Here is a 21,021-nt window from a genome sequence, read left to right as displayed (position 1 = left end):
TACGCCAAAATGGCGCATATTAGGCAAATTTGGTTTTTATCGCGTCTTCAAAATTCTTTAAAGCAATTTGCAGATCGACGATCTCGGTGGCGAATTGGGTGAAATCACAGACTTTGGCCTTCAACTCGATCTTTTCACAGATCGAATGCACTTGTGCGGCACCTAAAGTTCCTGAATTTCCTTTCAAGGTATGCAGTTCGGATTGGACTCCTTTGCAACTACCGGAAGCGTGGGCAGAAATAGCAGCCGTAATCTGCTCTTTGGCCTCCACAATAAACTCTTCTAACATACTTTGCACGAAAGCCGGATCTCCACCTACTGCATCCGAAAGCGAGGCTAAAACTTCTTCGTCGACCACAAAATCGGTGTTCAATAAAGCCTCCTGAATGACGCCATGTCCCTCGGACACCCAGCGCGACACCATGGCAATGATTTGCTGCGCGCGTATCGGTTTGGCCAAATAATCATCCATGCCTGCTGCCAAGAAGCGCTCTCGATCTTCTTTCATCGCATAGGCCGTCATCGCCACGATAGGTGGTAAAGCGGCTAGATTCAATGCTTTCAGGCGACGCGTTGTTTCCATCCCATCCATCTCTGGCATTTGGATATCCATCAAGACCAAATCAAAATTCGCGTCTTTTTGCAAAATATCAATGGCTTCCTGGCCGCTGGAGGCCATTAAAACCTCACAACCCGCCTTCATCAAAATCTGACTTGCCACCTTGCGATTCGTGGCATTATCGTCCACTAACAAGACCCGCGCATGTACAGAATGCAAAGTCCCTGAAATGGAAAGATTCTCGTCTTTCTTCGTTTTGGCCGCTAGAGAAGAATCCCCTATCGCGAGTTTAATCGTAAACCAGAACGTACTTCCCTTTCCCTCCACTGACTCCACCCCGATATCACCGTCCATCATCTTACAGAATTCACGCGAAATCGCTAAACCTAATCCGGTGCCGCCGTAGTTCTTGGAAGTGGAATTATCGACTTGCTGGAAAGCGTTAAAGAGTTTTTCTAAATTCGTAGGACTGATACCAATCCCCGTATCCGAAACTCGGACTTCTAATTCTGCCCATTCAGGAGTCACGGAAAGCGGCTTTACCGTAATGAAAACGGAACCATTCTCTGTAAACTTCAGGGCATTCGATGTAAGATTCGAAAGAATCTGTAATAGGCGCGTCTCATCAGCCTTCACATAAGCGGGCACTTTATCATCTAGTTTATACGAGACTTTATTCCCTTTCTGATGTGCTAATGGCGTAAATAAAGCCATCAAGCGATCAAAAACATCCTCTAACAGAATATCCGTTGGATGTAAGACCATTTTACCAGCTTCGATTTTGGCCAAATCCAAAATATCATTCAAAATATGTAACAGCGTCTCCGATGACTTACGAATCGTTTGTAAATAATCCCGTTGTTCTTCCTCTAATGGTGTATCACACAACAAATCCACCATCCCAATCACCCCATTCATAGGTGTCCGGATTTCGTGCGACATATTCGCTAAAAACTGTTCCTTCACTTTAAGCGAGTGCTCCGCTTGTTCGCGGGCTTCCACCAGTTCGGTTTGGTACTTCTTGATATCCGTGATATCCCGAGCGATACCCGAAACTTCGGAAATAATGCCCTGATCTAAAATGGGATTCAAATAAATCTCTAACCAGCGATCCGTCCCGTCTTTCTTCTTCAGACAAAGCTCAAAGTGCTGTTTCGTGCCTCTAAACGCTTGTTTATAATGCTCCTCCATCGCTTTGCGCTCCTCCGGCGCCATCATCTTGAATCCCATCGTCTCCGAGCTGAAATTCAATTGTGGCGTAATCCCCAGTTCTTGTTGCAATAAGTCCGCATAGTCGTGGTTAAAGCTCATCAATAGTAAGCGTTTATTCACAGACCACATGAGGTGAGACGAACTTTCGAAGATGGAATTCAAACGTGCGGTTTCTCTGGCCAAAGCCTCTTCCGCCTGCTTCCTCGAAATCGCAATCGCCACTTGCCCCGAAATAAAGTCCAATAACTCTAAATCTCGGTTCTCGTACTTGTTCGCCCGCTCATAGGACTTTACTCCAATGATACCCGTCACCCGATCACCGATGCGGAGGGGAACACAGAGCATAACTTTGGGAACCACCCCATACAAGTAAATCTTCTTCTCTGCCGCTAACTGATGGATCTCATCATCGTGCAAGATCAAAGGCTTATTCGCCATCAAGGCATATTCCGTCAAGCCATTCCCAAGTCGGCGCTTCGTAAAGTGCACACGGGAATTAAAGTACTCATCGATGTAGTAAGGGAAATAAATATAGCTCTTCCCCGGATCGTATTGCGCGATGAAGAAGTTCTTCACGTCGATCACCTCGCCTAATTGTTTGTGTATGTTCACAAAGAGATCATCCAGATTCGAGGAGTTAATGGCTACCTGAGAAATAGAAGAGAATAATTTATTCGCGCGCTCGGCACGTACTTTTGCCGTAGAATTGTGCAAAATACAGCGATAAGCAGTAGGCACGCCTCTTTCGAAACGGCAAGTCACTGAACCAGAAACGTACAGACGACGCCCGTCTTTTCGTCTAAAAACGGCCGTAAATTCTGGAATGTCCTCCCCTTTCGATAACGCATCGAATTGCGCTTGTGTCTGGTGTGCAAACTCGGGATGCAGTACATCCTGAATCTTTAAATCTTTAGCTTCCTCCTCGGTATACCCCATGGTTTCTAACCAGGCACGGTTTACGAACAGGAATCGACCGGTCACCCCGGTGATTTGGATCAGGTCAGTCGTATTGTTAATTAAGTCTTGTAATTGGGCATTCGAGCGAGAAAGGGCCTCGGACACTTTCTTCTTCTCGCTAACGTCCTCCCCTATGATACTCAGGAAATTATCGCTCACGACGGTAGAAGCCACTTCTACCCATTTGATGGCCCCTGATTTCGTTTTGTAATTCCGTTCGCGTTCTTCGAATAGACCACCGGTCTGGATCGCTTTGTCAAAAGAGGTTCTTCGTATTTCACTTTCGCCATCTGGAACAAGGGTAGAAAAGAAGTCCATTCCATTTAATTCCCCCGGCTTGTAGCCTAGCAATTGATGCGTGTAGGCATTCGCATGCGAGATGGTGCCATCGAGCGCCATAACGATGCCAAAAAGCTTCAGGGAATCCAATGTTTTAATCAGGGCCTGCTTGTCCTCCATGCCTTAAATCGAAAATTTTGTTTAAATGTACAAAAAAGGGCTTAATTTTACTCCTTAAACCCCAGAGACCCGGTGCAAGTAAGAGCAAAAAAGAGTTTAGGACAACATTTTTTAAATGATTTAGACGCGGCAAAGCGCATCGTAGATGGCTTGCAGCCTGCTGGAGCCTATACGAAAGTATTGGAGATTGGGCCGGGGATGGGTGTGTTGACACAGTTTTTGGTCAAAAAAACCGAATACGAAACCTCCCTCATCGAAATCGACAAAGAGTCTGTGGACTACTTACGTAAGAACTATTTAGAATTTACCGGGCCGCGCTTAATCGACGGCGATTTCTTGCGTTATCCGTTAGAGAACATTTTCGGCGATGAAAAATTCGCCATCGTAGGCAACTTCCCCTATTTCATTTCGACGCAGATCTTCTTCCGCATTTTGGAATACAAAGACCAATGCATCGAGGTGGTAGGCATGCTCCAAAAAGAAGTGGCGGTGCGCCTCGCGGCAAAACCAGGCAACAAGGATTACGGGATTTTGAGTGTCTTATTACAGGCCTTCTACGATATTGAGTACTTGTTCAGTTTAGGACCCGAGGTTTTTACTCCACCCCCTAAAGTTAACTCCGGCGTCATTCGACTCGTACGGAACTGGGACAAAAAACTAGAATGCGATCCAGCTAAATTCAAGTCTTTAGTAAAGATGGCCTTTAACCAACGTCGCAAGACTTTGCGTAATGCCCTCAGAGCCTTGCAATTACCTGAACATCCCTTACTCAGCAAACGCGCAGAACAACTAGGCGTAGCGGAGTTCACCGAGTTAACGATTTTATGGAAAGATAATGGCTACCTAGGCGCTTAATCGATCTATTTTTACTAATTTGCGCTGTTTCATCTAAAATCCCTCACATCATGGAAGAAGTTAACCCAAATCACCTTCCGTTTGAACTAACCAAAGAGTTCATAGAGGACATTCGCTTGTTAATCGAAAATCAGGCGAATGAGGAGATTTTATTGAAACTAGATGAGCTTTTCCCAGCGGACATCACCAGCATTTTAATCGAGTTAACGACGGAAGAGGCAAAATATTTGGTGCTATTAATTGACACGAAAATCGCCGCCGAAATCATCTCAACCCTAGACGCAGATGACCGCAAAAAATTCTTAAAGCACTTTACCTCTAAGGAAATTGCCGCCTATATCAACGTAATCGATTCCGATGACGCAGTAGATATCCTGAATGAACAACCTGTCAAAGTACGTGAGGAAGTGATCGCACTCCTGAAAGACCGCGAACAGGCACGTTTCATCATCGATTTAATGCATTACGACGAAGACTGCGCAGGTGGTCTAATGCAGAAAGAGTTAATCAAGATCAACATCTCTCAAACCGTGACCGAATGTGTCGAAGAGATCCGCAAACAGGCGGAAGACGTGGAGAAAGTCTATTCGGTATACGTGATCGACGACGATGGGAAGTTATTAGGCACCGTTTCCTTAAAGAAAATCATTTTAGCGAAGCGTGGTTCTAAGATCGCGGACGTGTATGAGGATGATGAAATTGTTTCGGTTCAGACCTATGCCTCCGGCGAGGAAGTAGCCGATTTAATGCAGAAATACGACTTAGAGGCCATTCCGGTGGTTAATATTCAAGGCCGATTATTAGGTCGCATCACCATCGATGACGTGGTCGATTTCATCACAGAATCCGCACAAGAAGATATTCAGGTCATGGCCGGTATCTCGGAAGACGTGGAAGAAGATGACTCCGTGTGGTTATTAGTGCGTTCTCGTCTGCCTTGGTTGATTGGTGGTATGGTGGGTAGTTTTTTGGCTGCCAAAATCATTGATCGTTTCGACGATACCATCTCCGTTTTACCTGCCATTTCTGCCTTCATTCCCTTGATTGGTTCGACCGGTGGTAATGTAGGAATTCAATCTTCTTCCTTAATCGTTCAGTCATTAGCAGACAAAAGCGGTTTAGATACTACGTTATGGAAACGTCTTCAGAAAGTGTTATTAGTCGCCCTCATTAATGCATTAATCGCGGCGATATTTGCTTTCGGTTGTTCTTTATTGGTGGATTCAGGCCAAATCATGTTATCCATGACCGTTTCCATCTCACTTTTCGCGGTGGTAATGCTGGCTAGTCTAATGGGTACCATAACCCCCTTGGTATTAAATCAATTAAAGATTAATCCAGCAGTGGCGAGTGGTCCCTTTATCACGACGACGAACGACATTCTAGGCTATGGGGTCTATTTCATGATCGTCTACCTACTCTTGTAATTATGATTGCCGTTATTCAACGCGTAAGTCAAGCTACTTTGCAAATCGATAATGCATTGCAGGCCTCTATTCAACAGGGTTTTGTCGTTTTACTAGGCATCCACGTGGATGACACGCCGGAAGATGTGGCTTATTTAGCGGGCAAAATCGCAGGATTACGTATATTCTCCGATGAAGAGGGAAAAATGAATTTGGATTTACAGGCCATTCAAGGCGAGCTCTTATTAGTGAGTCAATTTACGCTTTATGCGGCGACTCGCAAGGGGAATCGCCCTAGCTTTTTGGAATCCGCCAAACCTGAACAAGCCATTCCGCTATATGAGCTGATGATTAAAACCTTGTCAGACAAACTAGGCCAAAACATACAAACCGGCGTCTTCGGTGCCGATATGCAAATCAACTTGACAAACGACGGACCTGTAACTATCATCATCGACTCTAAAAACCCCTAATTATGACGATTTCAAACGCGCAACAACAAGTAGACGAGTGGATTAAGACCATTGGAGTTCGCTATTTCAGCGAGCTAACCAATATGGCGATGTTAACGGAGGAAGTGGGCGAAGTCGCTCGGATTATCGCGCGTCGCTACGGGGAACAATCGGAGAAAGAATCAGATAAAAATAAGGACTTAGGTGATGAGATGGCTGATGTGCTTTTCGTATTAATTTGTCTGGCAAACCAAACCGGTATTAACCTAGAAGAGGCTCTGAAACAGAACCTCTTAAAGAAGACGGAACGTGATGCGGACCGCCACAAGAATAACCCTAAATTAGCTTAGTGAACCGGCATTTGACTGGATTCGATCTTCTTTGCGATACCTTTCCCCTCTTCTTTTGACGGAATGTAAGGCTTCAAAATCGTGATTTGCTCTAGGACTGGATTCATTTGCTGAATAGCTGGATGACGCACATCAAATTCAGCCTCGCCAGACACTTTATTGAATTCTTCTACGGAGATAATTTGGCGTTTGTTTCGAAATGAAACCAGATGAGTCAGGGTGCTGTCTCCTGCTAATTTCCCTCCCTCCCAAGAAACGACTGAACCACCGTGTGCCCAGCCAAAGCCTGAGATCGTAAAGTTTTTCGAATTCAACTTCTCCACCTCTTGAAGAGGTAAACCTAAATACAAGCCAGAAGCCGTTTTCCAAGCAGAACTTTCGCCCTGAATACTTACATCGGAAATTTTACCCTCATGAAAGAATACATTGGCTTGCTTAGCCGTACCAGGAAAAATAATGGCGCCTCTTAATGTATCATCTCCTGTAATAATGGCGGTATCCAAAATAACTGATTTGGCACCGTACTTGACGATTAGGCCTTTCGCATCTAGGCAAGCCAACACTTCATTTAAGTTCTCTGTGGGAACGCTGACTTCAGCGTTAGATCCACAAGAAGCCAGAACGGCCAATGACAAAAGGAGTACAATTTTTTTCATGGTTACAGAATTATAGTTAAAATTAGCGAAGCTTCCCGACAGAAGCAAGTTAGAAATATTCCAAATTAGGTCCCTAACGTTTATCGAATAATGCCTATATTTGTTTTTAAAATGCTGCATCCTATGCTTCGAATAAATTCCTTACTCCTGCTATTTCTGTTGGCTTTCAGTTCAACTACGCAAGCTCAATTTTGGAAAATTGGTAAAAAAGGAGGAACCGGCTTCAAAAGATCTACTTTTAATCCGCATACTTCTCTTGGTTTTGGGGCGGGTAGCTCCCATTACTATAGCTTAACGGATGAATTAGGCATGTTTAATCGCCTGGTAAATGACCAAAGCCGTTTCAATGTAGGTGCACATTTGACCCGCCATGTCAGCAAACATTTTTCGATTAAAGGAAATTTGAATTATATCCGCTTAGCGGGTAATGATTATACCTTTGACAATTCCGCACTGCTTCCGACTACACCCGATTTGCGTTTCCGTTTCAGAAATGACGTCGTGGAATTTGGTCTTTCTGGGCTTTTGGAATTAAATGGGAATCAACAAAATTATCTGAAGCGCAACCGTTTCTCTCCGTATTTATCTGCAGGAATTGCCTTGGTTTCTACGAACACAGAACTCTATCAATTAGATTCATTGGGGGGAGCTGGTTTACCAAACGCGTCTTGGCGGAATTATGCTGACGTGATCGCAAGTGATTACCCCACGAATCCGATTCGCAATTTTGATGAGACCATTCCATCCATCGGTTTTTCTATTCCTGTAGGGGTAGGTTTCCGTTATCGGTTGAATGACTTTATGGATTTTGGCTTTGAAGCTAGCTTACGTACGCAATTAGGTAATCTTTTTTCAGCACCTAAAAACCAACCGGCTCAGACAGAGTTGACGACGAAACTTTTAATTCCCTCCGAATACGCGACGAACTTAGTCGATCACTATTTTGTTACCCAATTTCAGTTAATCTTCCATCTAGATCGAAGCATTGATTGTCCACCTATCAGAAGGTAAAATAAACACACATACTTTGACATTTGAAGAACTAGGGCTCAGCCCACAAATTTTAGACGGTATTAGTTCCATGGGATACAAGACCGCAACGCCGGTTCAATCCCAAGTTATACAACCCATTTTAGCGGGCCGCGACATTTTAGCCTCAGCCCAAACCGGAACCGGCAAAACCGCCGCTTTCCTTTTGCCCATCATCCACAAATTAATTACCGAACCTCATCCCGAGGACCACATTAATGCCCTAATCATTGTTCCTACCCGTGAACTAGCCATTCAAATCGCCGGAAACATGGAAGGTTTAGGTTATTTCACGAATGTGAGCTCGATCGCCATTTATGGTGGGGGAGATGGAAATTCCTTTACGACGGAGAAAACCGCTTTAACAAGCGGCGTTGATATCGTGGTATGTACCCCGGGTCGCATGATTGCCCACTTAAATATGGGCTATGTAAACCTAAAGCACTGTAGTTATTTAGTGCTCGACGAGGCGGATCGCATGCTAGACATGGGATTCTCTGATGATTTAATGAAGATCATTTCGTTCTTGCCTGAAAAGCGCCAGAACCTCTTATTCTCCGCGACCTTTGCGCCGAAGATGCGGACCTTGGCCCAAAAACTATTGCAAAATCCGGTCGAAATCAACATCGCCGTTTCGAAACCCCCAGAGCAAATCGTTCAGGAGGCTTTCGTGGTCTACGAGAAGCAAAAGAGTCCGCTCGTGAAGCACCTGTTGAAGTTACAGGATTATACCCGCGTGATCGTTTTCTGTTCCAAAAAGCAAAACGTTAAATCCCTGACGGCTGATCTAAAACGCGCGCGTTTCTCTGTAGAGGAAATTCACTCGGATTTAGAGCAAGACGTTCGCGAGCAAGTATTGCAAGATTTCAGAAACAAGAAGACGAAGATTTTAGTGGCTACTGACATCTTAAGCCGCGGTATCGACATCGACGAAATCGAATTAGTCATTAATTACGACGTGCCAAACGACGGCGAGGATTACATTCACCGCATCGGTCGTACCGCACGTGCACAGACGAAAGGAACGGCGTATACGTTCATTACAGAATCTGAACAACGCAAGTTTAAGACGATCGAAGATCTGTTAGAAAAAGAAGTAACGAAAGCGGCGGTACCGGAGGAGTTTGGGGAGACACCTGAATACAATCCAGCTGCGCAAAAAAGTTCTTTCGGAGGCTATAAGGGCGGGGGCAAATCTGGCGGAGGAAAGTCCGGTGGAGGAAAATCTGGTGGTAAATTCTGGAAAAAGAAGTAAATGAGAATACTGGCTTTATTATTGTTTTTTAGCCTTTCAGGCTGGGCGCAAGATACCACCCAACACATCATTGCGGGTAGATCCAATGCGAAGATCCAACAAGAAAAGCCCTACGTTATACTCATTTCTGCGGATGGATTTCGATCCGATTTTTCGCATAAATACGAGGCGAAATTTCTGCAATCGAAAGAAACGTCCGGCGTAAAGGCGAGCTATATGCAGCCCTCTTATCCGTCGTTAACCTTCCCAAATCACTACAGCATCGCCACGGGTTTATACCCGGCGCACCACGGCTTAGTGGATAACACCTATCTAGACGTTCATTCGGGCCAAGAGTACCGCATGTCCAATAAGAAAATGGTGGGCGAGGGAAAATGGTATGGGGGAACGCCGCTTTGGGTATTGGCTGAAAAACAGCAAATGATGGCTGCTAGCTTTTACTGGGTGGCCTCAGATGCAAACATTCAAGACACCTACCCCTCCTATTATTACGTATACAATGAAGTCATCGACATCAAAACACGTATTGCACAGGTCAAAAATTGGCTTTCCTTACCAGCCGATAAGCGTCCGCATTTAATCACTTTCTACTTTCCGGAAGTGGATCACGACGCTCACGAATTTGGCCCAGAAGACCCACGCGTTAAGAATTCTGTGCAATTTGTCGATCAGGCCATCGCTGATTTAGAGGCTGCGCTTGCTCCCTTAGGCCTGCCCATCAACTTCGTTTTTGTCTCCGATCACGGCATGAAGGAGGTGGACAATGTAAATACGATAGGCAAACCTGCGCCATTGAAAACCGCGGCATTTCAGGTGCCTTGGGGCGATGCTTTGTTACATGTGTATGCTAAAGACCCATCGAAAATCGATTCTACCTACCAGGAATTGAAAAAGGATACGCGTTTTACGACATTTCGGCTTGATGAAACACCAGCACATTGGCATTACCGTAAATCGGATGATCGCTATAACCGTTTAGGGGATCTTTTATTAGTGCCCAAACTGCCGCAAGTATTCAACCTCTCTACCCGCAAAACCTCGAAAGGGAAACACGGTTTTGACACTGCTTTACCCGAAATGCGCGCTAGTTTCCAAGCCTGGGGCCCTTCTTTTAAATCTGGTCTTCAATTAGATGGATTCGAGAATGTAAACGTTTATCCTTTGATAGCCAAAATCTTAGGATTAACCTATGACCCCCAGGCGATTGATGGGAAGATCACCGTACTTCAAAAAGCCTTGAAATAAGCTCTATTACCCAAAAATCTCCTCCACATGCTTCTTAATGTTGGAAGCAATTTTCTCTGTAGGCAAATCATTGGCATCATTCCCAAAAGGATCTTCTATCTCCTCCGCAATTAGTTCTAAACTCGCAAGGACATAAAAGATAAATACAACAACAGGAATGACATAAAACCCTAGTGTAAATACATAACTAAAAGGTAATGTCATCACATAAATAAAGATAAATTTCTTAATGAACGCACTGTAGGAATAAGGAATTGGGGTGTTTTTGATTCGTTCACAGGCTCCACAGACGTCAGTAAATGACTGGAGTTCTGTATTTAAAAACAATAATTGATGTCCGCTAATTTTCCCCTCCTTATATAGTTCATGGATCTTATTTGTCATCATTTTAGCCACTTGATTCGGCTTGTGCTTCGCATGATCTATCGCTAAATCCAAATCATCATACAGCACTAAACCGGATTCTTCGGAGGTCAAATGCTTTTGAAGTATGTGGGCATAGAGCGGAATTACTTTTTGGAAAAAATGGCGATCAATCTCGTTCTCTAAAATAGCAGCCAGTTTTAACGAGAAATTCCGACTATTATTCACTAAGGTTCCCCACAATTTTCGTCCTTCCCACCAACGATCGTATGCGGTATTCGTTCGATACGCTAATAGTAAGGAGATAACAAATCCAAGCATACCATGCATTATGGATATATTCTTTAACTTACTCTCCTCCCCTAGGTGAAAATATTCCATCTCTAAGTAACAGATCAGGCCAGAATATCCTCCAATAAAAAACATGAGAGGCAATAGTTTTCGAAATGTATCGGACTGATGAAATCTAAAAATAAAGGTGATCCAGTCTTTTGTATTGTAGCGTACCATCTCGAAATATACTTATTTATTTCAAAAAATCGTTTTCATTTCAAGGCACTAATTCGAAATCACCCTGTTCTACGCTGGTACAGGGGATTTCCTTCTCACATCCCAGAAACAACAGTAGAGGAGAAATGAAAATAGCAATCTTCAGATATCTTTTAATTTTTTCCATACACTAACTTATTTTTCTTTCAGTTTAATCTCGATGACTTTGCGTTCGTTTCCAATAGAAGCGATATAAGTACCTACTCCTACCTCAGGAAAGAGCGCTATGCCGTTAGAAACAATTTTATTCGAGACTTCTTTCCCGTTCTCCCATAATTGGACTGCCATTCCTTCTTGTTTTGAAACCACTTTTATAGCTCCTGGTGCAGAGCAAACTGCATCTTTCTTATAAAACAATGCGGCATTTGAAATCAAATTAACTTGAATTTGATAGTTTTTCATTTCAGACTCATCTTCCGAAAGGACAACATAGGAAACGACAGTAGAGAAATCCTTAGTCATTTCGCCCGATTTTTGCTCGATTCCTTTTTCGAAAATTTTAGCTCCTTTACTTAACGTAAAAACGGGCTTTAAAGCAGATTTAGTGAAATTTTCAGATATAGCGATTTGAATTTTTTCGCCTGAAGTCACCGTTGAAATGGAAGGCACTTGTGAGAAATGGAATGAAACTAGTTCGGCTACCTTACTTAAGGCAGGTTCAGCAATACTGTACGATTGCGTGAGATTACCTTTGTGTTCATTAATCGTAAATGGGATTGATTTAGAGACAACGGTAATTTTGTTTTTGGCTTTATCATACAGTTTGAACGTAATTTTTTCGCCTTGTGTATTTGAAAAAATCGTTAAATAGGCATAGTAGCTGTTTTTACTCTGAACATAGGTTAATCCGCTAACTCCACGGCACTCCTCCCCCACAAAAGCCCCTACTTTATCTTCTGGGCCTATTAATTGAGTTCCATCTAAATTCAATTTCGCTACTAAAGTCATCGTATGCTGAAACTCATTTTCGTTCACAACCCAATCAGGTGAACTAACAAATAGCGAGTTGATGCTCAGAAAGAAAATCAGAAAAGGCAATTTCTTTTTATACATCATTAACGTTTTATGACCTTTTGGTATTGAATTTCCGTGCCTACCTTAAATTCTACAATATAGACACCACTCGGAACAACAGGTTGTATTTCCATTTGATTAAAACCTTCATTAAGCTCTACAATCCTATCATATACCGTTAATCCCATGGAATCATAGATTGTTATTTTAGCTCGTTCGCTCTTGTTTCCTAGGTAAGTCAATTTCAGTTGAGCCGTAAACGGATTAGGGCTTAAACTAAAACGGGAAGCAGCTAATTCAATAAGAATAGGTCTAGACAAACTACCCAATATAGCATTAGGGACAAATTGAATTTCTTTTGAAGTGGCTTGTTGCTCTATTCCAGTTCCAATAAAAGCCGTCAATAATTCAGTGGTATCTCCATAAATGGAAATAAACGCTACATCTTCTCCATTGATGTTTTGGACAAGGCCGTTCCCCCTTAGTTCACCGTTTTTAGTCAGAAAGGATACCGTTTGGAATCCTGGGGGAAGTTTTGCGATCAAGCTCATAGAGTTTTCAAAGCGAGTAAAATCGACTTGCGGTAGAGAAAGCCCGCCCACCGTTTTACGTATTGACTGATTATCCTGAAAGGCGACACCCTTCGAATTTTTGGCATTATCTACATTCAAATAACTAGGATAGCTAACTGATTTTGCCTCAGCAGACTTAAACATATAACCCACTCCCGCTTTCATATAGGTTAACGTTCCTTTCCAACCTATGGGATTCGTGTAGATGGCAAACTCAGATTGAGACTTTATCAAATCCCCTTCTACAGGTGTAAAATTTGCTAAAGCTTCCCCTACAGGGACATTTTTGGAAACAACATACGGTAACCAATTCCAATTCGGAGTTAAATTAAAATTCCAAGTAGCTAAATCCACAGGGATACCTTTGATATTTAAATTTTGAGAGTTAGCTAATTTCACTTTATACATTTTGTCCAGCTTAATGCCTCCACTAGCGCTTATTCCACCTGTCCAGCCGCTGGCTGTAGAATCGAGGGTATTCAATTCATACGCATCAAATAAGGCAGGCGAATTCGACTGAATTAAATCGGAGGTCGCTAATTTCAATGTTTGGGTTAGCCTGTTTAAATTACTAAATCGTAGGTCGTTGACATTAAATGATGTCCAGGTCCAACCTTGATTAAAGGCTATTTGCTGTCCCGTAACGGCTGTATTTCTAAAAATAACAGGGGATGAATAGGTCCCTACTATTCCGTCTTGGGTGAAAGCCAGTACGTTTTGGTTATTGATCGTGGCTTCTTTTAACTTACCATCCGAGGCATCCCAAATATAAAACACCACAGATTCAGGAATTACCACATTACTATAGACTGTCAAGTAGACTACGTATTCATTAAAACTAGGATCAAATTGTACATTAGCCATCCCACGCACTTCCCCATTGACAATAGCGACTATTTTATCGTAAATATCGTCCGTAAATACACTATCCAGCTTTATACGACCGATGACATTCATCGATTGGGTGTATTTGCTCGGGTCTAATTTAAGTACAGGCTCTTTCGCTAACACTCTTAGATCTAGTTGGATCTTATTGTAATAACCTGAATTTGAAATCAATTCTAACACCGTATTGTAGTCTCCCACAGCTAAATTAGGATCCACCGTTGCTTTAAAAGTCTGTGATGTATTAGGCGCTAAAGTTCCAGACCTTGGTAAAACAGTCAACCAGCTGGGAACATCTAGGCTGTAGGTTTGGTCTACTCCCCCTTGATTAATGACCGTAATATCAAAAGTCAACGGTTCATTCGTTCTTTTCATTAGGTTGACGACTTCACTTTGTCCTTCGATGAACCATTTAATGGGATTCTTCGCAATATAAGCAGTCCAAGTGATAGGGGAAGCTTGACTATTATCCGCTAAATCATTTACATTCGAAACGGTGATCGTAGCGACCTTGCCTTCCACACTGGCCCAATTAGTGATACTGGGTTTAAGAATAATCTCATCCGTATTAATCACAGCGTCCACAAACACCGATTCGGTTAGCCTATATTGCTTTATACCAGGAGCCACATCCGTGTAACTCTGTGCGCTGTTCAATTTAGCATAGGTACTTGTTTGGCTAAATGCATTGAACGGATAAAAGTATTTAGGGCCTTTATCTAGATACGTGGCAGGTTTATTAAAGGTAGCGTATAGAAGTAAACCCGTACTAGAAACATTTACTTCATGGTAACGATCGGCTTTAATTTGTTCCGCAGTACGAGCTGATTTCCAAAAGGAAAGTTCATCTAACTGTCCACTAAAAAAACGCGTATAATCCGTAGATCCATCTATCCTTTTTATAGCTTGCGCACCTAGCTGTATTGTACTTCCATTAAAGCCACCGAGTTCGTTACTTGGATAGGTGGCGGTCTCTTTACCATCTATATACATCCTGAGTGTCCCATTTCTTGTTAAACTCAGGGCAATATGGTGCCAGGTGTCATTATTCACCGGGATAGAACCGAAGGAATACGTTTTAGATTCTGCTTTCAAGTCTAGTCCACCCGTTGAATTGAGGACTAATGACCATTTATTTCGATATCCATTACTCTCGATGGCATCAGAAGTATCCTCAAAACCATTCGATAACAAAGTACCCAAAGTCGTTTGATTTGTTTTCATCCATAAAGAAAGGGTTGCATCCATTTCTTTTGTGATCACAACTCTAGAGACAGAATCTAACTTTAAATAGGACAAACCATCAAAATTGTAAGCAGTGCCTTTAGGGAAAATATCCCAATTCACGTTTTCTAAAGTCAGATGCTTATACCTAGCTAAATCATTTGCAAGCGTTCCATTGCCTTCATTTAGAGGCCAATAACCAATTAATCCTGGCTCATTGCCACTGAAGGTAGCATTCATGTTTATCGCTGCTTGCTCTCTGGAGATGGCTTTTTTCCAAAACCGCAAATCGTGCAAATTCCCTTTGAATGAACTTCCCCCTAGGGAAATGGGGTTAGGGTTCGTAAAATTCAACGGATTAACAAAAACATTCCATGTTTTAAGTGTGCTATTTTCAATAATACTTAGCTTTTTAGTAGCTGCCTCATAAGAAAGTGCGTAGAAATTAAAGGTGCTATCCTTTGCGATGGGCGTTCTCAAAGATTGACCACCAATCGTATAATGTAGATCACTATTAATCAATTCAATTTTAATCCCTCCTTCTTGACTTAATAAAGTAGAAGTACCCATCGGACTTCTATTATTTAACCAAAACTCGATACTAAAATCACCTGTTGTGAGGGCAGGTTTCTGGATAGTGGCCACATTACTCTCTCCGTTAAATGCTAGAGAAACTTCATGAGCGACAGGCAATTGATTTGTTTGGACTAAAAATTCAAAATTAGTAACCGTCCCATTTTTCTTTACTGGCTCATTAAAACGAAGCGTGATATCATCCCCTATGTTCAATATGCCATTCTTAGGGGTAGGCGTACTAAATAAAACGGGAGAAGTTAAATCTACTTTACCCTCTATTACCTCAGACTCAAAAGTCGTTTGATTCGTGCAACTAGAGTGAGCCCTTATTTCATAAGTTCCATTGGCTAAACCTTTACTTACAATATCCCAACCAAAAGTCATCTCAGGGCCATTAAGCCATTCCACATCATCTTCCCCTCCAGCCATAGCGGCATTCGCTTCGGACTGATTTTTATAATAGGTCCTTAATCCTTGCCAATTAGAAGTACCTTTCAATCGATAATCCACATTAATTTGCTTGAAATTAGAAAAATCGCGATTATAGTCCCCAATCTTAATGTAAACAGGCTTCGTTTGATTACTCACTAAATTCTCAACCGAATTATTTTTATTGAGTAACCAATTCATATCAGGACTTAAAATTCGAACAGGGGTACAAGCTGGAACGAAATTGGCTGACAAGAGTACCGTATCGACTGCCTGCTCATCACAGGTGGATTCAAGTAAAACACGAATGTTATCGTACCTAAATTGATCTTGCTTTACTTTTTTCAGGGTCAAGGTGTAGGTAACGGTTCTTCCCGCAGGAATGTTAATTAAGGTACCATTCGGTTCGACATTGATGAGGGCGTTATCAGGATTTGAACTTTGATCCACCATCAGTTTAAAAACAGCGTCTTTTTTGACCGTACTTGCATTACTAAGTTGAAGTACAAATTCCGCATTACGACCTTCATACATTCCAGAAACGGAGCGATTTAGCACCGTAATATCCGGCCGTTCCAAGGGCATAGTCGCAACAGAAAGCGCGACACTTTCTGAGGCGCTAAGAGGAACTATATTAGTCGCCAAGTTGGTTACATTAGGGTGATTTGGCTTATAAAAATGAGACAATTCTGCCCCTTCAAATGGACAAGAAGTTTCGCCTCCTTTTGTAATAAATAAAGGTCCATTCCCATCAAACGCATTGATCACATCCACACTTAACAAGTTTCCTCTATCGATATCTCGGAGTGTATAGTTAATCGTCGTTGATTCATTATTTACGTCTTCAGACGAACTACTATTTCCGGAGCCAGATGAATTCACCGTATTCATTTCAAATCCAGTTTCATTAAAAGCGGCACCAAAGGCTAATGCAACAGATTCATCCAATTGCACTTGATACGAAAGCGTATTGGAGGTTAATTGTTCAATTTGAGTACCCTTCGTAATTCCTCCTACGCCAGCATCCAAAGAGATATTTTCATAAAAAGTACTATTTAATAAATCTTTCAATTTTTTGCCTGTGGCAGACAATTTTGAGGTAACAGGATCTTTTAAAGTTTCAATGATTGCATCTAAGGACAACCGTAACGAATCTTTGGACTTAAATGCCTGGTATTTAGCTAACTCATTATTTAATATGATTTTTCGCCACAGGTTAATGGAGGAATTATAGGCATTTCTAGACAATACTCCGCCGGCATTTTCAGTCAACGTCCCATTGTCTATTTGGGTGATAATACTTTCGTATTTAGGAATTAAATCCGTTAAAATAGTTCGTTGAGAATAGACAAACATCGTTTTTTCAGGCGCCTCATTAAAATACATCGCCTTATTTACGTTAGGGTACAAGACGGCCGAAACGCTACCATTTTTCACGGGAATTGCTAGCGCCGCATTATAGGTGGTAGCTAAGGTTAATTGATCATAAGTGCCATAAAATTGATTGGCAGATGAGCCAATATACAAATCGGCATCGCTACCCACCCAATCGGGATCATCACTGGTAGAAATGGATTGGTTAAAGGAATACGTGTTCGTAACGCTATTTCCATCCGTCGAGGTTTGAGCCATGGAAACTCCTGAGGAAATATCGTTCGTTATTTGCGTTTCCATAACGGGACCCAATAAACCTCCTCCAACGCTTAATTTAAAACCTAAAGAGATGGTGGCATTTAATTCATTGGCATTATTCGAGCTAGACGAGTTCTCTTTCGTAAAACTAAAAGTGGATCCTTTTTCAATGGTTGCCGAACTATTCGAACCTGGTGGATCACGTAACACAAAATCTGGCAATTCTGGACCAGCCGTTACAAATGTTTGGGAGCCATCTGCCACACCGCCTAACACAATTCCTTGCTGGTAATACGCATTGTCGATAGGTTTCTCTACCCCATTCAACGAATAATTTAACTGGAGCGTTCTTTTATACAACGTACTGGAATTGGTATTCGGATTCCCCCCTTTAAAACGATAAATGGTTATACTCGGATCAGAAGCCAAAACTTCAAATCGTTCACTATTAGCTAATGCCAAATTATTCGTAGCGACTATACTTCCACCCTCCACAGGAACAGAACTTACCTGAGGATTTGCTACACTCTGATCATAGTTATAGTAATTTTCAAGCCCTTGAATCCGAATGGAATAATCAGCGAATTGTGTGTAAATGGGCACTATTGAAGCCGAATAAGGGACTAATGGCTGAAGTGTATAGGTAGTCGAACCTACTTTAATTTCAGAGTCGGCAGTCTGACTAATGACATTGTGTATAGGCGTGGCTATATGAGTAAATTTTAACACTTCATGGTAGGGCTCGCCTGTAATACTGGTGTCTTTAGCGGTATAGGTAGGGTATTGTAGTGGTTTAATGGTGGTATAATTCAATGTCCTATCTTGACTAAGCAGTAAGGCATTATTAGGACTTCTACCACTTAAAAATGTTAGATCATCTTTTGAGAGCTGGTAACTCAAGGGTAACAATTTAACCCTAAATTCACCCGTTTCGCTATTGGTAAAAAAAGTAGTTTGATAGTCTCGCGTAACACTTGTGGCTCCAGCTGGGAGATGACCTAACTTAATACTCGCTCTACCAATATTATTGAAGGAAGTGTACACTTCAGATTGAGAAACTTGATTTTCATCCGTGTAATCATGTATTTTTCTTCCATTCTCCCCAAAACCAAGCGGCATTCCCGCTTGCTTTAATCCACCTACTACTCGACCCACAACGGTCACTTTAGTCGTATCGATAAAAGTGATAGGCTCATCCCTATCCTCGAAAAAATCCTGATAGGTATTGATATAGGTCGTATCTTGATTCACGACTGATCTTGTCCTGGCCGGATACCGGCCTTCTAGGTCAAAGGTATGACCACTTTTTACCACACTAATTGCATGCTTTCCGATGGGAACTTCAATTGTAAATTGTCCATTAATATCCGTTTGAATAGGAACATTATTCGCATCGATTGCCGGTGTATTGTCGATATTAACATAGGCTCCAGGCACAGGAATTTTTGCATACCTATGAAGTTCTTGAATAGTACCCCCCGAATTTTTCACTGCCCAATATTCTCCTTTTTGATAGGTCAAATTGCCTTTTACATAGGCATTATAGGCTTCATCGTCTTTAATATCTCCGGTAATTGCGGCATCTAAAGTAGACGGAAAAACCCCGCGACTATCGTACACCACTTGTCCTTTAAAGGTAAAGGAAGATTGATCAATAAAATCGACATTATTCACTACGGTAGACCCAGAACCTAAAAATGACAACTCTTGTTTAGGATTAAATTCATGCCTCCCTAAAGTAGGAACAATGGTATAAGTGTCGCCCAGACCACTGTAGGGTACTGAAGAAATCACATAATTACCAAATTCGTCTGTCACCCCTAAAACTCCCAGTTGCGTACTGGATGGAATATTCGTGATTTGATCCTCACTATTCGCCCAAGAAGGAGCAACCGGGGAATGACTTAATTTAGCATTATTCCCATGAAAAATCAGTCCGGTTTGAGCTAAGTCATAGGCATAATCCCCTGATCTTTCATTTGCTCGGATGTAGGTATTAAAATGAGCCTCATTTCCTTTCAAATAGCGACGAAAATCGCGCTGAATTTGGGCGGGTGTTAAAGCCGTTTCCCAGATTCGCAATTCATCAAAATAAGCCTCTTTACCACCCCCTATTTTAACACTGGTCCAAGTAGGTCTACCCAAGACATACGTGAATTTGTCTGCATAATTATTATTCGAATAAGCGACATTAACTGAAGCCGTGGCCGAGTTCAAATCTAAAATTGCATTCATTTTAGCCACATAGGCCGCATTAATTAAACGTCCATTAATATAGACTTCCGGTATTTTATTATCCCGAATAACAAAGCTGATCTGCGTAAAAGAGGAAAGTAGAGAACTGATGGGGATTAACCTATCATCCCCTTTATTGTCAATTTCACCACTTGGAATATAATGACTTATACTTAGGTTCGTATGAAAGGCATCTACATAGAGGACATCGTTAACAATTCTCAATTTAGTAGGATAGACATCTCCATTATCCATGTATAATTCAAACAGCTTTAACTCATCACCAGCAAAGGAAGCGGTGGGCTTTATCCAAGCTTGAAGTGTAACAGAATCTTGTAATCCACGGTATAAATTGGGTATAGAAATATAACTGTTTGATGGCACTTTTAAGGAACTACCATACAAGGTATTACTACCCGTAGGCGTAGCAGATACTAGCACATCTTTTACAGGGTTACCACCTGCATAAGCGATATTTCCGGTAATAACTCCCGTAGGATTACGGTATCCAATACCCGTTATGAAATTAGAATAGATAATTTCCAAACCTTCTACCTCAACCCCTTTGGCAAAAATCTTATACCGGTATAACTTGCCCCCCTCCACATTCATATCAGAAAATGTCCCTACATCACCTGCTAAGGTTTTTAAGGGTCTACCCCAATCTGGGTTTTCATTCGTTACATCCTCTGTCCGGTAAACCGTAATATTGATAATTCTTTCTTGATTTTTCTTGATGTCCCAATTGATTTCAATACGATCACTAAAATATCCCTTAGACACACTAAATGCATCTTCAGAAAACGTAGTATACCGATACCGCACGCCCCAGGGAAAACCTAAATCCTTCACATAATTTTGGGTGGATGGCAAAGCGGAATTAGCTCCTTTTGTTAAGCCTACATAAGGCATACCAGACAGTAAAGCGACACTCTTAATGTAATAAGTGGAATCTCGCCCATTCACTACTTTCGAAATAGGGACCGTTATATTATCCTTTCTAGACGCAGTCGCACCTATAAACGTTTTTATAGTCGATCTCTCTTGGGCAACCAGAAGAGGAATACTGACTAGTAAAAGAAGGAGCGAAAGATAAAACTTCATCAG

At 41.9% G+C, this 21,021-nt stretch carries 12 protein-coding genes; 7 read left to right on the top strand and 5 right to left on the bottom strand.

The features are described from left to right. Positions 1-19: 19 nt before the first annotated feature. Positions 20-3,187 (bottom strand): PAS domain S-box protein, encoded by a 3,168-nt coding sequence (locus EWU21_RS07740; RefSeq protein WP_130896243.1) that lies wholly within the window; start codon positions 3,185-3,187, stop codon positions 20-22. A gap of 72 nt (positions 3,188-3,259) precedes the next feature. On the opposite strand from EWU21_RS07740, the gene rsmA reads away from it, so the two are divergent. The 4 genes from rsmA to EWU21_RS07720 are packed head-to-tail and all read left to right on the top strand — an operon-like array spanning position 3,260 to position 6,250. Then, positions 3,260-4,042, top strand: coding sequence for a 16S rRNA (adenine(1518)-N(6)/adenine(1519)-N(6))-dimethyltransferase RsmA (gene rsmA / locus EWU21_RS07735; RefSeq protein WP_130896242.1), 783 nt, complete (start codon positions 3,260-3,262; stop codon positions 4,040-4,042). A 50-nt stretch (positions 4,043-4,092) separates the two neighbouring features. Then, entirely contained in the window at positions 4,093-5,469 is a 1,377-nt protein-coding gene (mgtE, locus tag EWU21_RS07730; protein WP_130896241.1) for a magnesium transporter, read from the top strand. 2 nt (positions 5,470-5,471) lie between these two features. After that, positions 5,472-5,921 (top strand): D-aminoacyl-tRNA deacylase, encoded by a 450-nt coding sequence (dtd, locus tag EWU21_RS07725; RefSeq protein WP_130896240.1) that lies wholly within the window; start codon positions 5,472-5,474, stop codon positions 5,919-5,921. A gap of 2 nt (positions 5,922-5,923) precedes the next feature. Next, entirely contained in the window at positions 5,924-6,250 is a 327-nt protein-coding gene (locus EWU21_RS07720) for a nucleotide pyrophosphohydrolase (protein ID WP_130896239.1), read from the top strand. Here the strand turns inward: EWU21_RS07720 and EWU21_RS07715 are convergent. After that, on the bottom strand, positions 6,247-6,906 hold the full coding sequence (locus EWU21_RS07715) for a hypothetical protein (protein WP_130896238.1): 660 nt from the start codon (positions 6,904-6,906) through the stop codon (positions 6,247-6,249). The two genes, EWU21_RS07720 and EWU21_RS07715, sit on opposite strands and share 4 nt — an antisense overlap. Positions 6,907-7,029: 123 nt before the next feature. Here EWU21_RS07715 and EWU21_RS07710 point away from each other — a divergent pair, with 123 nt between their 5' ends. From EWU21_RS07710 to EWU21_RS07700, 3 genes are read left to right on the top strand one after another with little or no spacing between them, the layout of a single operon-like run. Then, positions 7,030-7,917, top strand: a complete 888-nt coding sequence (locus EWU21_RS07710; RefSeq protein WP_161566494.1) for an outer membrane beta-barrel protein — start codon at positions 7,030-7,032, stop codon at positions 7,915-7,917. 16 nt (positions 7,918-7,933) lie between these two features. Next, positions 7,934-9,190 (top strand): DEAD/DEAH box helicase, encoded by a 1,257-nt coding sequence (locus EWU21_RS07705; protein ID WP_130896236.1) that lies wholly within the window; start codon positions 7,934-7,936, stop codon positions 9,188-9,190. Continuing rightward, positions 9,191-10,435 carry an alkaline phosphatase family protein gene (locus EWU21_RS07700; protein ID WP_130896235.1) on the top strand — a complete coding sequence of 415 codons (1,245 nt, stop codon included), beginning with the start codon at positions 9,191-9,193 and terminating at the stop codon, positions 10,433-10,435. A 6-nt stretch (positions 10,436-10,441) separates the two neighbouring features. On the opposite strand, the gene EWU21_RS07695 is transcribed toward EWU21_RS07700, so the two are convergent. The 3 genes from EWU21_RS07695 to EWU21_RS07685 form a co-directional block, all read right to left on the bottom strand. Then, positions 10,442-11,308 carry a bestrophin family protein gene (locus tag EWU21_RS07695; protein WP_130896234.1) on the bottom strand — a complete coding sequence of 289 codons (867 nt, stop codon included), beginning with the start codon at positions 11,306-11,308 and terminating at the stop codon, positions 10,442-10,444. Between the two features lie 174 nt (positions 11,309-11,482). Further along, positions 11,483-12,400, bottom strand: coding sequence for a hypothetical protein (locus EWU21_RS07690; RefSeq protein WP_130896233.1), 918 nt, complete (start codon positions 12,398-12,400; stop codon positions 11,483-11,485). A gap of 2 nt (positions 12,401-12,402) precedes the next feature. Then, positions 12,403-21,018 (bottom strand): LamG-like jellyroll fold domain-containing protein, encoded by an 8,616-nt coding sequence (locus tag EWU21_RS07685; protein ID WP_130896232.1) that lies wholly within the window; start codon positions 21,016-21,018, stop codon positions 12,403-12,405. Positions 21,019-21,021: the final 3 nt, after the last annotated feature.

The organism is Aquirufa antheringensis, assembly GCF_004307425.1.
GTDB lineage: Bacteria > Bacteroidota > Bacteroidia > Cytophagales > Spirosomataceae > Aquirufa > Aquirufa antheringensis.
The sequence above is the reverse complement of the archived record's forward strand: the minus strand, read 5'-3'. Positions and strand labels throughout refer to the sequence as shown.

What these genes read in the sequence shown, in the direction of transcription:
- EWU21_RS07740 (WP_130896243.1), bottom strand. Translation starts at nt 3,187, where the DNA reads ATGGAGGACAAGCAGGCCCTGATTAAAACATTGGATTCCCTGAAGCTT.
- mgtE (WP_130896241.1), top strand. Translation starts at nt 4,093, where the DNA reads ATGGAAGAAGTTAACCCAAATCACCTTCCGTTTGAACTAACCAAAGAG.
- dtd (WP_130896240.1), top strand. Translation starts at nt 5,472, where the DNA reads ATGATTGCCGTTATTCAACGCGTAAGTCAAGCTACTTTGCAAATCGAT.
- EWU21_RS07720 (WP_130896239.1), top strand. Translation starts at nt 5,924, where the DNA reads ATGACGATTTCAAACGCGCAACAACAAGTAGACGAGTGGATTAAGACC.
- EWU21_RS07715 (WP_130896238.1), bottom strand. Translation starts at nt 6,906, where the DNA reads ATGAAAAAAATTGTACTCCTTTTGTCATTGGCCGTTCTGGCTTCTTGT.
- EWU21_RS07710 (WP_161566494.1), top strand. Translation starts at nt 7,030, where the DNA reads ATGCTTCGAATAAATTCCTTACTCCTGCTATTTCTGTTGGCTTTCAGT.
- EWU21_RS07700 (WP_130896235.1), top strand. Translation starts at nt 9,191, where the DNA reads ATGAGAATACTGGCTTTATTATTGTTTTTTAGCCTTTCAGGCTGGGCG.
- EWU21_RS07695 (WP_130896234.1), bottom strand. Translation starts at nt 11,308, where the DNA reads ATGGTACGCTACAATACAAAAGACTGGATCACCTTTATTTTTAGATTT.
- EWU21_RS07690 (WP_130896233.1), bottom strand. Translation starts at nt 12,400, where the DNA reads ATGTATAAAAAGAAATTGCCTTTTCTGATTTTCTTTCTGAGCATCAAC.
- EWU21_RS07685 (WP_130896232.1), bottom strand. Translation starts at nt 21,018, where the DNA reads ATGAAGTTTTATCTTTCGCTCCTTCTTTTACTAGTCAGTATTCCTCTT.